This is a genomic window from Psychrobacter sp. TAE2020 (genome assembly GCF_018919485.1).
Classification (GTDB): domain Bacteria; phylum Pseudomonadota; class Gammaproteobacteria; order Pseudomonadales; family Moraxellaceae; genus Psychrobacter.
On the sequence record NZ_JAHLMU010000001.1, the window covers coordinates 3,007,987 to 3,023,943 of the forward strand.

Consider the following 15,957-nt stretch of genomic DNA (forward strand, 5'->3'; position numbering starts at 1 on the left):
CACCAACTGACTAACTAACTATTAGTCAGATTAGCCCAACAAATGTATTGCTCTATTTATCAACAGCCTATGGGTAACGTTTATGTATACTGACTTAATTAATGACTCGATAGACCAACCTGTATCCAGCAAGCCTACTCTTAGGACGAGATTTAATGCTAGACAGCAGCCGTTGATATCTGCGCAACAAGGTAAGCAGTATCATGACGCTAAACAGGCTCATGATGATATGGATACGGCTAAGATAGAGGCTGCGGACAGTCCTTATCTTGAAGTACAAGATTTAGTAGTAGGCTATGAGAATGTTACTGTAGTTAATGGCTTGTCGTTAACACTGCAACAAGGTGAGATTGGCTGCTTCTTGGGCTATAGCGGTTGCGGAAAAACCACAGCGCTACGAGCAATAGCAGGTTTAGAGCAGTCGCGTCAAGGTAAGGTTAGCCTGAATAATCAGCGTCTAACCGACCAGAGTAAACGTAGCTCGTTTGCAGTGGCTCCAGCTAATCGAGGCATGGGTATGGTTTTTCAGGATTATGCATTATTTGGTCATTTAAGCGTTGCCAAAAATATTGGTTTTGGTTTGAGTAAATGGTCCGCTAATGACAAAAAAGCTAGAATTCTAGAAATGTTAGAACTGGTTGAGCTCACTGAACACGCTGATAAGCGACCTGCAGAACTATCTGGTGGTCAGCAGCAGCGGGTAGCTTTAGCTCGTGCGTTAGCACCAAAACCTAAACTATTATTACTCGATGAGCCTTTCTCAAACTTAGATGTAGTACTGCGTGAATCCTTAGCTATGAGTGTACGCGATATTCTAAAACGCACTAATACTACAGCGATCCTAGTGACTCATGATCAAAACGAAGCTTTTGCTTTGGCTGATAAAGTGGGTGTTATGAATGAAGGCAAATTGGTTCAATGGGCCACTCCAAGTGAGCTGTACCATGAGCCGGTTAGTCCTTTTGTCGCCGAGTTCGTAGGCGAAGGGGCGATGATTGATGGCATCATAAAAGAAGGTCATGTCGAGACAGTATTAGGGGATATCTACCGACCTATGGAGGTCTATAATGCCTCAGGACAATCGCAGTATTGCGAATACGATTATCCTAATGGCACTCCGATTAAAGTACTAGTTCGTCCAGATGATATTATTCATGATGATGACAGTGAGCAGACAGCGCTAGTAGTAGGGCGGGTGTTTCGTGGAGCCAACTATCTGTATCGTTTGCAATTAGATGATGGGCAGATAGTATTGTCTTTAGTCGCTAGTCATCATAATCATGCGGTAGGCACGCGCATAGGTATTTTGCCGATGCTTGAACACATAGTAGTGTTTAATGAAAAAAATATTAATGCTACTACTTGGTCAGACTACAGTCTGTCATGATGTTTTTTAACCGCTCTTGCACTGCTCCTAAAATAGCCTCAAGCTTAGTATAGTACCAAGTTTAAGTCCATATTGAGCCAATAGTAAAGCGAGCATTACTCAGTTAACGAGTGGCCAAAATATGTAAATAGCGCCCTAGGCGTTTGTAAGGCTCTTGACTGGAGTAGCGCAGCTCCATGCGAATAACTGCTTCAGGATCATTATGACCTCCACGCTTAAGCGGTGCGTAATCATGAAATACTCTTAAACCGCTCTCTGCTACGGTCTGATAGTGATGACTCTGTAGCCATTGTTCTACTTGCGGCTTGGCTACTGGATAATTGGGAGTCAGGCTTTTTTTGTTATCAGCTTGATAGGCATCCGCACTAAGCAAACTATCTAGCAAGTTAAAATTGCCCATAATCAGATTGCGGTATTCAAAACTAGCAGGATTATAAAAGCATAAAGACAGTGCGCCTTCAGGGCTGAGGTGGCTATCAAAAAAGTCCATAATAGCTACTGGTTCTGCCAACCATTCGAGCAGCGCATGACAAAGTATTAGATCAAATTTTTCTACTGGTTGATCTAGGCTTTCGCCACTTAGCTTTGCGGTCAGCTGTTGATAAGGACAAACGTACCAGCTCACCTCGCCAAAATCATTCTTATCAGTATGAGCCATCTTTAGCTGCTCAAAGTTAGCTTTGGCTTTAATTAGCATGTTGGCTGAGATATCATTGATAACTACACTATGACCTTTAGCGGCTAGCTCTATGGCTATTTGAGCCAGTCCTGCACCTACATCTAAAATACGTAAAGGCCGACCAAGATGGTGGCTTAGCTTATCGACGTAAGCAAAAATATCACGGCGCAATACTGCCAGTCGAATTTCGCCTTTAAGGCCACCATAAACCTTTTTTTCAAAATGATCGGCGACATCATCAAAGCTACGATCAACTCTTTTATCTACTGCTGCTAATGTCTGCTGTTTAGGATTAGTCATGAATTTTTATTTCTATATTGTCATTTTAGGTAGGGCATTATAGCGCTGTTGATAGAGGATACTAGGCGAGTTAACGCCGTCTTTTAAGCACCCATCTGAATACTATTTTCGATAGAACGATAATCACAAACACTACCATGAAAAATACCCAAATGCCTGAGCCTTGTAAGTTGGCTTGATAGACTTTTGCTAGATAGGCAGATAAGCCGATAGCTACTAATAAGGAGCCCCAACGAATCAACGGTAAGCTGCGATTGTTATGAGCGGGAAAGGTCAAGGCATAGTCGCTTGAGAAACTGTGTAGCACCATGGCCAAGACCCAAACAATAGCTAAAACGATATCCATAATAAGTGATTGTCCGTATAAAAGTGAGTATATAGAGCAGTGAAATATTGGCAGATAATAAGGTAAAAGCTAGAGCTTTCAAAGCACTATAATAATTTATAGAGCTGACCTAACCTAACCAACCTAGAGGTTTAATCCTAGTCTAATAGTGGCTACCGATAAGTCAACAGCAACCAAAATAGCTTTTGTTAATGACTTTTGCTAATAAATTTTACCTCAGTCTTGCATAACATCTTACGGTATAAACTGTAAACTACAACCAACAAATAGTTTTAAATATAACAGCGGCTTTATCTAGTAGGGGCTAAGTTGACAGAGTCGTTATTAGTTAGTTACTGAACAACAATAGCTTAGTTATTATCGATAATGATCCGGCAGCTACTCGAGGTATACCGATACTAATGGTTTTACAGCCATTATTTTTGACAGATTAGCCCACAAAAACTTTAAAAAAAGCCAAGCTAAAAATCCAAGTCACAAGCTTAATTTAAACCACTGATAGTGCTTGAAAATGACGCAAACTAATCAACGCCTATGACTAAGTTTAATAGTAGGTAAAGCCCCTAAATAGGCAAGTTTGTGCTAAAATAGCTTCTTTGATTTAATATTATTTTTAACAAAAACAGCATCTCTATTGTTATCTTGTTTTGCACTTCTATTAGTGCTTTTTTATGGTCTATCTAGTGATGATAGCTGCACATTAATGTCGCTATAGTTGCTTGTGGTCGTAAACGTTATTATTAATAGTTTTTATTGTCGCTAGTTACAATTATCGATAGTTATTAATAATAATAGAAAGCCAATTGCGCAAACTTTAAACAATGGGGGTGAATGAAGGAGTGTATATGAGCGACTCGATCAGTCCTATTGCCATCGTAGATGAGTTAAAGCAGTCCTATTTGGACTATGCGATGAGCGTGATCGTCTCGCGCGCGCTACCTGATGTGCGCGATGGGTTCAAGCCTGTACATCGTCGAGTAATGTATGCGATGCACGTGCTATCTAATGATTATAATAAAGCTTATAAGAAGTCGGCAAGGGTAGTTGGCGACGTCATCGGTAAGTACCATCCGCATGGCGATAGTGCGGTTTATGACGCTATTGTACGTATGGCACAGGACTTTAGCTTGCGTTATCCAATGGTCGATGGCCAAGGTAACTTTGGCTCGATTGATGATGATCCACCAGCTGCTATGCGTTATACCGAAGTGCGCATGACTAAGCTTACCCATCAGATGCTAGCTGACTTAGATAAAGACACTGTCGATTGGGAAGATAACTACGATGGCTCTGAGCGTATGCCAAGCGTATTGCCTGCGCGAGTGCCTAACTTATTAGTCAACGGTGCGACAGGTATTGCTGTTGGTATGGCGACTAATATGGCGCCGCATAACTTGACTGAAGTGATCAATGCTTGCTTAGCTTATGCCCATAATCCGCAGATATCAGGTGAAGAGCTGATGACCCATATTTCGGGTCCTGACTTTCCTACTGGTGGTATTATCTACGGTCGGGGTGGTATTCAAGATGCTTATCGCACTGGTAAAGGCCGCTTGCACGTACGGGGTCGCTATCATATCGAGCCCATGACTGATACTGGTGTTAACCGAGATCGTGAGCGCATTGTGTTCACTGAAGTACCTTATCAGGCCAATAAAGCCAAGTTGATTGAGCGTATTGCTGAGCTTGTACGTGACAAAAAGATTGAAGGTATCAGTGAGATACGTGATGAGTCTGATAAAGACGGTATGCGTATCGCTATTGACTTGCGTCGTGGTGAAACGGCAGAAGTTATTGTTAATAATTTGTTTCTACAAACCCCGCTCGAGTCTAGCTTCAGTATCAACATGGTGGCACTAGATAATGGCCAGCCTAAGCTATTGACCTTGCGTCAGCTGATTGCTGCTTTTGTTCGTCATCGTCAAGAAGTCGTCACTCGTCGTACTATTTATGAGCTAAACAAAGCGCGCGTTCGTGGTCATTTGCTCGAAGGTTTGACGGTCGCTCTCGCCAATATTGACGAAATTATTGACGCTATTAAAGCTTCTGCTAGTCGTGGTGAAGCTCGTCAGAGCTTACTGAACAACACTTGGGGTTCAGGTAGCGTCGTAGCGATGCTAAAAGCTGCTGGCAGTCAATCAGTACGTCCTGATTATATCGAAGGTGAAGATCCTAAGGCACCGTTTGGTTTGATTGTTAATGATGATGAAGCCAAGCAGAGCTATCGCTTGTCACTTGATCAGGTTAATGCGATTTTAGAGATGCAGTTGCATCGTCTGACTGGTCTTGAGCAAGATAAGCTAACTGAAGAGTATCAGGATCTACTGCGTGAGATTGCTAATCTAGAATCTATTCTTGGTGACTTTGGTAAGCTGATGACTATTATCTCTAATGAGATGATTGAGATTCGTGAGAATTTCGGTGATGAACGTCGCACCGACATTGTTGATTCACGCACTGATTTTAGTCGTGAAGATTTGATTCCTGAACAAACCGTAGTGATGACTGTTTCGCGTACTGGCTATGCCAAAACGCAACCAATTGATGACTATGTAGCCCAAAAACGTGGTGGTAAGGGCAAGTCTGCGACGGCGATGAAAGAAGATGATGTTATTGATCACTTAGTCGTTACCTCCACTCATGCAACAGTACTTTGCTTTACTGATACTGGTCGAGTCTTTAGTTTACGTGGTTTTGAAGTACCGATTGCCAGCCGTGGTGCGCGCGGTCGTCCGCTCGTGAATCTCATAGGTTTGGTTGGTGATGAGTCCGTCACTACTATACTACCTATTCCAAAAGTAGTAGAAGAGCTGTCCAGTAAAGAGCAAGTGGCACTATTAGATAGTGATATTGATAGCAATGATGAGTCATTAGAAGATAGTAATGCAGCAGAGCCACCTTATGTGTTCTTTGCTACCGCTAATGGTACTGTTAAGCGTGTAGAGCTAAAGCAGTTTGCAAATATTCGCTCTAATGGTCTGATTGCTGTTGGTTTAGAGGAAGGTGATAAGTTAGTTAGTGCCCGTATTACTAATGGTAACCAAGAGGTTATGCTGTTTGCCTCCAGTGGTAAAGCCATTCGTTTCGATGAGAATGACGCTCGCGCTATGGGTCGTACTGCAAAAGGGGTACGTGGTATGCGTCTGGCTGATGATGAGTTTATCAGATCATTAGTGGTTATCGAAGATGATGTACGCGAAATCTTAATCGCTTGTGAAAAAGGTTATGGTAAGCGTACCTTTATCGAAGAGTTCAACACTCAGCATCGTGGTGGTGGTGGGGTGATTGCTATCAAAACGAGTGAGCGTAATGGTGCGCTAGTTCGGGCCACTAAAGTTGATCCTGAAGATGATATTATTCTAATCTCAGACAAAGGTACGCTAGTGCGCACGCCAGTTGAGCATGTGGCCAGTTCTGGTCGTAATACTCAAGGTGTCACCCTAATTCGTCTGTCAAAAGATGAAAAGCTAGTAGCGATGGCACGAGTTGAGCATGAAGAAGGTGATAATGAGCTGATCGATGCTATGCGCGAAGATGGTACCTTTGAGGTAGAAGGTAAAGAGCAAATAGATATAGATGCAGCTACTGCTGGTAATGTTGATGACTCTGATATAACTGAGACTATCGACATTGCTAATGACTATTCTTTAGATGACAGTACTTCAGATGATGATATTGTCGATAATGATGAGTAACTATTAGAGCGGCTAGCTTATCCAGTTATCAGCTAGCCGTTGAGTAAAATTGGTATTAGTAGGGTCCATTAATGGGTTTTTTACTAAGATGATTTTACTACTAAGGCTATTACATAGTAGTAAAAAGCCTCCGACGTAAAAGTTGGGGGCTTTTGTTTTTTATATACATTGCTGTTAATTTTTTATGGTTTTATAAGTTATTTTAGAGGTCGTTATTATGTTGACTAGCAATCAAACGGTGCAAGGTACCTTAGCCTCAGTATCATCAAGCTTTTTGTTTTCGATAATGTTCGTGTTTGGACTTTTTATGCAGCCCTTATCTGGTACCCAAGTGGCATCATGGCGGGTACTAATAATGTTGGCGAGCATAATGTTATTGGTAAGCCTCACTAAGCAGTGGCAGCACGTTTTTGATTATATAAAAACTATAAAAACACCGAAAGAATGGCTATTGTTTATATTGCCAACGCCAATTTTAGGGGGTCAAATTTGGCTGTTTATGTGGGGACCGGTGAACGGTTTCGGTCTCGATGTGACTTTGGGCTATTTCTTATTACCGCTAGTAATGATAGTGGTTGGACGATTTTTTTATCATGAGTCTATGAGTGTATTGCAGTGGGTAGCCGCTCTATGTGCAGCGTTAGGTATCGGCTATGATATATTCCAGTACGGAACGGTATCTTGGGTGACCTTGTTTGTGTGTTTGGGCTACCCGCCTTATTATCTTATGCGTCGCAAACTGGCAGTGCCGCCAATCACAGGTCTCCTATCTGATTTGACATTATTATCGCCAATAGTGCTAGTGATGCTTTATGCAAGTGGCGGTATCAGTTTGGCCGCACAAACTAGTAAGTTGTGGTATCTGCTACCGCTGCTGGGTGTCATAAGTGCTGTAGCAATGTCGTTAACGATGGTTGCTAGTCGTAAATTGCCAGTCTCACTATTTGGTGCTTTAAGCTACATAGAACCTATGCTGTTATTCGTATTTTCGATCACTATCTTGAATCAAAGTCTCGATGAAGGGGGATCTTTATGGATGTATAGCATGATTACTCTAGCGTTATTGATCATGATTATAGACAGCGCCATAGGATATATCACTAATAAGCGTGAAGATCGTTTGCATGGTTATAATGAGCCACAAATTAATAGCTTTCCACCCCATCGTCGTCTAAAAAATCGGCGTGTTAAAGGAGTGTTAGTAGCTCATCGCTTTCGAAAAATTCGTCGTTATCAACACAAAATAGATAAAATGAACCGTAAAATTGAACAACTACATTCTAAATAATCTGCTATTAGTTTGAGAAGGGCATAGCAATTTAAATAGCTAATTGTATAGCCAGAACCATTAAATAAAGCTCAACCAAAATATGAGCGGCTGAACCTTGACTAAGTAGATATTGTTTTTCGTAACTGTGACCCTGCTAGGCAGTTCAAAACCGCTAGTAATTGCGTTATGATCGACAATATTTGTACTGATAATCTATGCAATCATAAGTGGCCTATCTAAATAAATAGATAAACAGATAGATGTCTTTCATGACTACTCATTAATAGGATAATTTATGCTACATTTGCATCACTTAGAAAACTCACGCTCGTTTCGCATCTTATGGCTCTTAGAAGAGCTAAATGCTGATTATAAGCTGACAACTTATAAGCGTACTAAGGCACACTTAGCACCAGACAGCCTAAAAAAAGTCCATCCTCTAGGCCATGCGCCTATATTAGAAGTCGATAAGAGCCCTTTAGTGGAGTCAGGTTTTATTATCGAATACCTACTTAAACATCATGATAAGCAGCATGAATTTAAGCCAGTAGATAGCGATGAAGCGGCTTGGGAAGATTATGTGTTTTGGCTGCACTTTTCTGAAGCCTCAGTAATGCCGTTATTGGTTATGCGCTTAGTATTTACAAAAGTAGTGCAAAAATCACCGATGTTGATCAAGCCGATCAGTAAAGGGATCCGCAAGCAAGTTGAAAACAGTATGATTAGCAGCAGTCTGGCAACTATGCTAAATATGATGGAGCAACAGCTGCAAGACAATCATTGGTTCGCTGGCCCTGCTTTTAGCGCCGCTGATATTCAGATGCATATTGCGGTAATAGGTGCTAATGCGGGACCGGGCTTGGATAAAGTGAAATATGTTAATTTGCTTAATTGGCTTAATCGCTGTGAAGAGCGCCCAGCCTTTAAACGTGCAGTAGAGAAGGGTGGTCGGGTTAAGTTCTAATAGCGCTTATTTTAGGGTATTTTAAACTCATTATTTAACTGTGCTTTTTGAGTTTGAAGGTTTAACACACCCTAGTTATCAAGCATAAGCTGTTCGCCAAAGCATAATTCTTACTACTATATGAGGTTATTATCATCACTAATGAACCGCCATTACTGATGAACAGCTTCTTGATAAGGCAATAGGATGAAAGACCCCAACGACAGACCGTCTAAACTAACCGCTGGACCAGCTGCTAATGTTAAAGATATCTCCATGCGCGCTTGGTCACAAAAACTACTAGTAGCGCTACTTTGTGCGGCTAGTTTTTACGGGGGATGGAAATCTCACGAGTCAAACATGGCCAATCAATGTTTTGCTAGTGGTGGTCAAATTATCGAAGGTGGAAAAACTTTATTATGTGAGTTGCCATAGGCTATGACGGTCTCAAAGCGTAGCTTGTTGACTATAAAGCTTTTAAACCTAGAATTGTTTAACTGAGATGAGCTATGTTACAACTGACCTTTTTGGGGACTTCTGCAGGAGTCCCTACTAAGCAGCGCAACGTCACTGCGCTAGCTATTGAATGCCTTAATCCCCATCTAGCAGGTTCTAAAGATAAACATCATCGCCATAACCCAGATAGTAATTCCAATAGTGACTTGAACAGTAACTATCAAAATAAAAAGTCACGGCCTTGGATTTTAATTGACTGTGGCGAAGGTACTCAGCAGCAATTATTACAGACTAAACTGTCATTACTTCAGCTTAGCGCCATCTGTATTACCCACGTCCATGGTGACCATTGTTATGGATTGCCTGGTCTGCTGGCTAGTGCCGCAATGTCAGGACGTACTGCAGCGCTGACCCTTATTGCTCCTCAAGCGATTGCCGACTTGCTCGATGCCGTAAAGTTAACTACTGTATTGTATTTGCCTTTCGCTATTGATTTTATAGCGATTGAGCAGCTATTGTCCGCCCAAAACAACCCAGCAACAGCCGTAGTGACTCTGGATCTAGACAAGCAGCAGCAACTAAAAATTGATGTCGTTAAGCTATCTCATCGGGTACCTTCTCATGCTTTTGGCATCACTCAGACTATCAGCCATCGGCGCTTGGACACTGATAAGTTAACAGCGCAAGGTATTGCGGCAAGTGCGCTATGGGGCAAACTGCAACAAGGTGAAGATGTCTGTACGGCAGAAGGGCAAACATTACTGTCAGCAGATTACGTCCACAATGAAGAGCTACGCACTCGGATAGTTGTCGCAGGTGATAATGACACAGCGACTTGTTTAACATCAGCAGTGCAAGATACCGATTTATTGGTTCATGAAGCTACTTATACCGCTGAGATGCTCGCCAAGATTCAAGCTAAAGTGCAAGCTAAGCATCCTGATTTCGATCCCATGCACAGTAGCGCGCAGCAAATAGGCAAATTCGCTCAAGAGGTTGGCCTTAATAATCTAATCTTGACTCATTTTAGCGCCCGTTATCAAAGCTATGATAAGCCAGCTAGTGATAAAGATAACATGGGACATATTCGTCTTGATGCCCAAAGCAGCTATCAAGGTAACTTATGGTTGGCAGCAGATTTTGCCCAATATAGAGTCAGTGGTAAATCGTTAGCATTAGATAGCAAAAGTGACAGCCGGGTTGAATATATTGGCTCTGCGCTTGTTATTGAGGGGCGTAAACATTAGCTTTGTAGGGTGAAGTTAGCGCAGCTTAATCCCGCAGTTAGCTGACAATATTTAATGTCATAAAGATTGTTTTTCTAACTTATAATTTAGCGCTACAGGGTGTGTTGCACGCTCTAATAATAGGATTATGATCAATACCTATCAACTGCAGCGCAGCTTTAAGTTTATCAAAACTAAACAGCTCTCTACGCTATTAGTAAGCACACCCTTATAGGCATAAGCTTACTAAGGCGACGATAAGTCAATGCATCTCAAGATTCACTATCACTATCAGTAGCAGCCAGTTGCCTCTTACCGCTCCAATGGCGGCTGAATTGATAAGCTACTCGTCCCGAACGGCCGCCACGCTCTGACGCCCAACGTAACGCATCAGCTCTGACTTTATCAGCAAGCTCACCCTCATTATTTATAGCTTTTTCAAGCACTAAGTTGGCAGTGTCGATAGCAAAACTATCTGCAAGCGGTTTACCCTGTAAAGTCAGATAATGTTGCACGATTTGCAAGTAAGTGGTTTGATCCATCGGATAAAATGACAACCACAAACCAAAACGATCCGATAATGACACTGTTTCATCTATAGTCTCGTAAGGGTTGACTTCATCGGTCTGCCCATTATAGATATTAATATTATCTTTCATTAATTGCGGTAATAGATGGCGACGATTACTAGTGGCGTAGACCAATAGCTTGTCTTGCTCAGAGTCGAGCGCACCATCTAGTACACTTTTTAGCGTACGATAGCTCTCATCTTGCCCATTAAAGGCTAAGTCATCACAATAGACTACGTAGCGGCAGTTGCAGTCAGCAGGGAGCTGGTTAATAGCCGCGCGGATTTTATCTAACACTAGTAAGTCATCACGAGCAATTTCAATAACTCGCAACCCTTCGCTATGATAGGCTTGTAATAAAGCACGAATCAAGGAGGACTTGCCAGCGCCACGAGTACCAGTCATTAACACATGATTGGCTGGATAGCCTTCTAAGAATTGGCGAGTGTTTTGGATCAGTTTTGATTTTTGCTTGTCAATACCATGCAAATCATCTAAGTTCAAAAATAGATTCACTACTAGTGGCTCTAAATGGCCAGTAGCGCCCCCAACCCAACGATAAGCCAGTTGGGCAGGATCTATCTCGATAGTAGGAGTGACTTGCTGCTGCAAATATTGACTTAACAAATCTAGTAAAGGGACGGGTAGGGCATAACCACTAGAAGACTCAAGGGACTGGGACATAATGACTCTATTGTTAATAAATGAAGGTTTTTTTAAAAGCTTGCTAGCGAATGTATCAAGGTTGAATCGCTGTAGTAATATACACCATTCAACGGCAGATGAGCTAAGGCAGCCTATAAGTGCACAGCAACTATTTGCACAGAATGTGGATTAAGATCACAAGCTATGGCAAAAATTATGACAGTTAATAGCAAGGTTATAACATGAAAAATAGTGCCAGTAATTGCTCGCAAATACAAGCTTTGCAGCGGCAGTCTAAGCAGCTACTGCCAGAAATTACCGCTATATTTTTACAGCTGGATTATGGTCAGATAGTTCATCAGCGTATTAGTCAGCAGAATAGTAGTCAAGATGAATTTTGCCAAACTGCTACTATTCAACAAGCCATCACTCAAACAGTACTTTACCAAGGATTGACTCGCGCTCGCCATCCATCGTTTGGGGCAGTAATGATTAAATGGCAACTGACTTTAGCAGATAGCAGTAACAGTTATCAGGCAGCTGATCTAAATCATGAAGCTCACGTGCTACAAGCTTTACAGATCTCGCAACAATCGCCAACAGCCACTCTAGCTATAGCACCGCCTACACTAGCTTATACAACCTCGCCTATAAACCTACTCCAGCAACCTTATCAGCTTAGCCATTTAGTGCTGCCTTTTTATCCATTAGGTAGCTTAGCGCAGCAGCTTAGGAGTAAGCAACACTCGTCGTTAACCGCTGTGCAAAAACAGCACTTTATTAAGCAAGCGGCTTCTATTATAGCGGCTTTGCATAAACAAGGTTGGCTACATAATGATCTCAAGCCAAGTAATATTCTCCTTAGTGAGCCAGTTTTAAAAGACAGTTTTTTATCAAATAACACTAATAGTATTAGTGACGTTAATGCGGCTAATAAGATTAATGATACTAATGCCAATAGGGAAATAGCTAGTTTGCTATTAACGGATTTTGCTCTAGCTGATAGTATGGATAATGATTTTAGTCAAGAGCATAAGATGAGTAGTGCGGGGACGCCCGCTTATCTAGCACCTGAATGTTGGCAAGGACACGCGGCTACTGAGCAAAGCGATATATATGCATTTGGGGTGATGATCTATGAGATTTTGACTGGTGAACGACCGTTTAATACATCGAAGCAAAGTGGCGATCCAATGATAGATTGGGCAACACAACATTGTCAGCGCTCTATCCCAAAGCTATCAGAAGCCTATCGTTGCTACCAGTTTATCCTTGATAAGGCCTTGGCAAAGCAGAGGCAAAGGCGCTATGAGCATATGCAGGAGCTTATAACGGATTTAGCGTCATTGGAGACTAGCTAAAGCGGTATTACGGCTAGTTTTGCCAGTTACTAGCAGTCTTGATAGTTACTGGTAGGCTTGATAAAGGTCTGCGACAGATCGGTCATTGACTATACTTTGGCAGGCAGCAAAGTTGGTATCAAAGACTTTCTTTTTCTCACTAACTTCATATATAGGCGTTTTTTTAGGGTCAGAGTAATAACTCTTAGCACTGATAACATAGCGACTTAAGGTATCTAAAGCTTCATCACAAACCTCAAAAGGGGCAATAGTAGGTACACGGTTAATATCTACATTGTCCATCACTCTGTAAGTATTATTGATAGCAAGCCCTAATAGCTTAATGTCCTTAGTAGCAATGGCACTTTGGGTATCAGCTTTTAAAACGGTTAATTCTTTTAATAGGATATCTGCATCATGATGAAAGCCTGCAAATTTCTCTAAGCTCATCATAATCTTGGTATTGGAATCCGTAGCAGTCACATTGGCGTTAGCATTGGTTGATTCAGCTGGCTTATATAAGACGTTGACGCCCACAAACCAAGCTACCGCTACTACCAACAAACCTATAGCTACCCATAACCCTTTACTCATTGTTTTAATCCAATTACTTTATACACTAATAGATGGCAAGATTTGCTGCTGCAAGTGCTGCCCTATGACAGTTTACACTACCTATAACTAGGAGTCGCTACTGGATTTATTACTTAAATCGCAGACACAAAAAAACCTGCTAAAAAGCAGGTTGATTTTTAATCTGGTCTAAGATGTACTATCCGAAAATGGTGGGGCTGGAGAGACTCGAACTCTCACACCTTGCGGCGCTAGAACCTAAATCTAGTGCGTCTACCAATTCCGCCACAGCCCCATTTCGTTACTCTATCATTATTAACGTTTAAATTCGAACGCCATACAGACAGTTAACTGATTCGGTAGTGCGTCTCAGTGGTTGGCTATTATATAGAGTTTGAGTAGTTTGGCAAGCCCTTTTTGCAGTTAATTTTGATATTTTTATACTATATTAACTATTTAATTTTAAGTATTTGATATTAATGGATATTTTGATATTAGTCATTATTAAAAATGCTTTTAACTATCAGTTTTCTTAGCTCCCGTTATTTCTACTGTCGAGTCCTCTAATAATGCTAGTTTACGGGTCAGAGTATTACGCCCCCAACCTAATAGAGTAGCAGCAAGGTTCTTTTTACCCTCGCTATGGGTGAGAGCTGCACTCAATAGAACGCGCTCAAACTCAGGGTTTGCTATTTGCAAAATATCAGTAGCCCCCTCTTGTAAAGATTGCTTTGCCCAGACTGCTAGTGCTTGTTGCCAGTTAGTATTTAGTGTAGCAGAAGCAGAAGCAGAAGCAGAAGCAGAAGCTTGGGAGACAGTTGCAGGTGCACTAGTCGCTACTGTTAATGCTGATGAATCAGCATTGATATTTGGTAAGCCATTAGGCTGTTGAACCCTATCTATCTGGATTTGATGCTGCTGGTTGAATTCAGCTGTCTGTAGTGGAGGGTTATCGACTATCGCTAACAGCTCTGGGGGCAAATCTTCAGCTAGCACTTTATCACCGGTAGTCATTACTGTTAGCCAAAGACAGACGTTCTCTAACTGGCGAACATTGCCACGCCAGTCAAAGTTTTGCACAATATGCATAGCATCAGGGTACAACTGCTTAGCTGTGGTGTTCATCTGCTCACTAGCCCGCTGCATAAAATGGCTGGCGAGCGCAGGGATATCTTCACGCCTAGATCGTAACGGTGGCAGTGGTAGGCGAATGACATTGAGGCGATAAAACAAATCTTCTCGAAATTTACCTTGTTGCACTAGATACTCTAAGTTTTGATGGGTGGCAGCAATGATACGTACATCGACTTTTACGGGCTGTTGACCGCCAACTCGATAAAACTCGCCATTGGCTAATACTCGCAATAAGCGCGTCTGAGTACTAAAAGGCATATCACCAATTTCATCTAAAAATAGCGTACCACCATCGGCTTGCTCAAAGCGTCCTTGGCGCTGGGTTGTGGCGCCGGTAAAAGCGCCTTTTTCGTGACCGAATAACTCAGACTCAATCAAGTCATGAGGGATAGCGGCCATATTGAGAGCAATAAAGGGCTGCTGCGCTCGTGGGGAATGCTGATGCAATGCGCTAGCTACCAATTCTTTACCAGTACCGGACTCGCCGGTAATCAGCACGGTAATAGGAGAGTGGGCTAGGCGGCCTATAGCACGGAATACGGTTTGCATCGCTTGCGACTGACCAATAATTCCACTGGGATTATTATTACTTTTAGGATCTTCTGTTACCGCTGTATCTTTTATAATTGGTTTTATATCTGGCTTTATAGCTGATTTTATACTGATACTACTTTCCCTGTTGCCAGTGCCAGTAATGCTAGCAGTGTTATTAATATTATCAACACCGGCCTTAGTATCGTCACTAGCCTTGCTATTAAAACTTTTGCTAACACTGTCGCTAATATTGTCATTAATTTGCTGATCTTTTTTAACTGACTTATCGGCAGTGTTTTGCTGGTTTTTCTGCTCATTAGGCTGATAATCAATAGCTTTATAAATAGTGGCAACGGCGTCATCTAAATCAAAAGGCTTAGGCAAATAGTCAAACGCACCTGTCTGATAGCTATCAATGGCTGAAGTAATATCTGAATGCGCGGTCATAATCACTGTAGGCAGTTTAGGAAAATTACTGTGCACCCAATCGCTGAATGATAAGCCATCCATCATCGGCATACGAATATCCGTCAAGATAACATCCGGTAGAATGGCGTAGCTCTCACGCTGCTGCAAAACATCGTTGAGTCGGACCCACGCTGCTTGCGCTTGGGTAAAGCTGATCACCTCGAGATTAGCATCACTAAAAGTATCAGCGAGTACCAAACGCAGCGCAGCATCGTCATCAATAAGCCACAAAGTCGCAATTTTATCGGAGCTAGTGCTCACTTGGCTAATATTGTCAGAACTATTGGTTTTATAATCATTATCAGAACTGCTATTAGCAGAATTATTCACAGTATTGTCTATATCAGTATCATAACGCTTAGTCATATATAAGCCTTTAAAGATAATTAAGC

12 protein-coding genes and 1 tRNA gene are annotated in these 15,957 nt (G+C 41.8%); 7 read left to right on the forward strand and 6 right to left on the reverse strand.

The genetic code is table 11. From position 1 onward, the window contains the following. Positions 1–229: 229 nt before the first annotated feature. Positions 230–1,387, forward strand: a complete 1,158-nt coding sequence (locus KPY62_RS12385; protein WP_416384066.1) for an ABC transporter ATP-binding protein — start codon at positions 230–232, stop codon at positions 1,385–1,387. Positions 1,388–1,490: 103 nt separating this feature from the next. On the opposite strand, the gene KPY62_RS12390 is transcribed toward KPY62_RS12385, so the two are convergent. After that, positions 1,491–2,366, reverse strand: coding sequence for a methyltransferase domain-containing protein (locus KPY62_RS12390; RefSeq protein WP_216582655.1), 876 nt, complete (start codon positions 2,364–2,366; stop codon positions 1,491–1,493). A 70-nt stretch (positions 2,367–2,436) separates the two neighbouring features. Continuing rightward, positions 2,437–2,712 carry a hypothetical protein gene (locus KPY62_RS12395; protein WP_216582657.1) on the reverse strand — a complete coding sequence of 92 codons (276 nt, stop codon included), beginning with the start codon at positions 2,710–2,712 and terminating at the stop codon, positions 2,437–2,439. Positions 2,713–3,557: 845 nt separating this feature from the next. On the opposite strand from KPY62_RS12395, the gene gyrA reads away from it, so the two are divergent. The 5 genes from gyrA to KPY62_RS12420 all read left to right on the forward strand — a co-directional run bounded on the left by gyrA (position 3,558) and on the right by KPY62_RS12420 (position 10,323). After that, positions 3,558–6,407 carry a DNA gyrase subunit A gene (gyrA, locus tag KPY62_RS12400; protein ID WP_216582659.1) on the forward strand — a complete coding sequence of 950 codons (2,850 nt, stop codon included), beginning with the start codon at positions 3,558–3,560 and terminating at the stop codon, positions 6,405–6,407. A gap of 217 nt (positions 6,408–6,624) precedes the next feature. Further along, positions 6,625–7,695, forward strand: a complete 1,071-nt coding sequence (gene rarD, locus KPY62_RS12405; RefSeq protein ID WP_216582661.1) for an EamA family transporter RarD — start codon at positions 6,625–6,627, stop codon at positions 7,693–7,695. A gap of 277 nt (positions 7,696–7,972) precedes the next feature. Further along, entirely contained in the window at positions 7,973–8,641 is a 669-nt protein-coding gene (locus KPY62_RS12410; RefSeq protein WP_216582663.1) for a glutathione S-transferase, read from the forward strand. Between the two features lie 186 nt (positions 8,642–8,827). After that, positions 8,828–9,055 carry a hypothetical protein gene (locus tag KPY62_RS12415; RefSeq protein WP_216582665.1) on the forward strand — a complete coding sequence of 76 codons (228 nt, stop codon included), beginning with the start codon at positions 8,828–8,830 and terminating at the stop codon, positions 9,053–9,055. A 74-nt stretch (positions 9,056–9,129) separates the two neighbouring features. Further along, positions 9,130–10,323, forward strand: coding sequence for a ribonuclease Z (locus tag KPY62_RS12420; protein WP_216582667.1), 1,194 nt, complete (start codon positions 9,130–9,132; stop codon positions 10,321–10,323). 251 nt (positions 10,324–10,574) lie between these two features. Here the strand turns inward: KPY62_RS12420 and KPY62_RS12425 are convergent, their stop codons facing one another. Further along, complete coding sequence (locus KPY62_RS12425) at positions 10,575–11,555, reverse strand: ATP-binding protein (RefSeq protein ID WP_216582669.1); 981 nt, start codon at positions 11,553–11,555, stop codon at positions 10,575–10,577. A 203-nt stretch (positions 11,556–11,758) separates the two neighbouring features. Between KPY62_RS12425 and KPY62_RS12430 the strand changes: the two genes are divergently transcribed. Continuing rightward, complete coding sequence (locus KPY62_RS12430; protein ID WP_216582673.1) at positions 11,759–12,877, forward strand: serine/threonine protein kinase; 1,119 nt, start codon at positions 11,759–11,761, stop codon at positions 12,875–12,877. A gap of 45 nt (positions 12,878–12,922) precedes the next feature. On the opposite strand, the gene KPY62_RS12435 is transcribed toward KPY62_RS12430, so the two are convergent. The 3 genes from KPY62_RS12435 to KPY62_RS12445 all read right to left on the reverse strand — a co-directional run bounded on the left by KPY62_RS12435 (position 12,923) and on the right by KPY62_RS12445 (position 15,931). Beyond that, complete coding sequence (locus tag KPY62_RS12435; protein WP_216582675.1) at positions 12,923–13,450, reverse strand: hypothetical protein; 528 nt, start codon at positions 13,448–13,450, stop codon at positions 12,923–12,925. 189 nt (positions 13,451–13,639) lie between these two features. Then, a tRNA-Leu gene (locus tag KPY62_RS12440) sits at positions 13,640–13,724 on the reverse strand. A gap of 221 nt (positions 13,725–13,945) precedes the next feature. Continuing rightward, entirely contained in the window at positions 13,946–15,931 is a 1,986-nt protein-coding gene (locus KPY62_RS12445; protein ID WP_216582677.1) for a sigma 54-interacting transcriptional regulator, read from the reverse strand. Positions 15,932–15,957 lie beyond the last annotated feature (26 nt).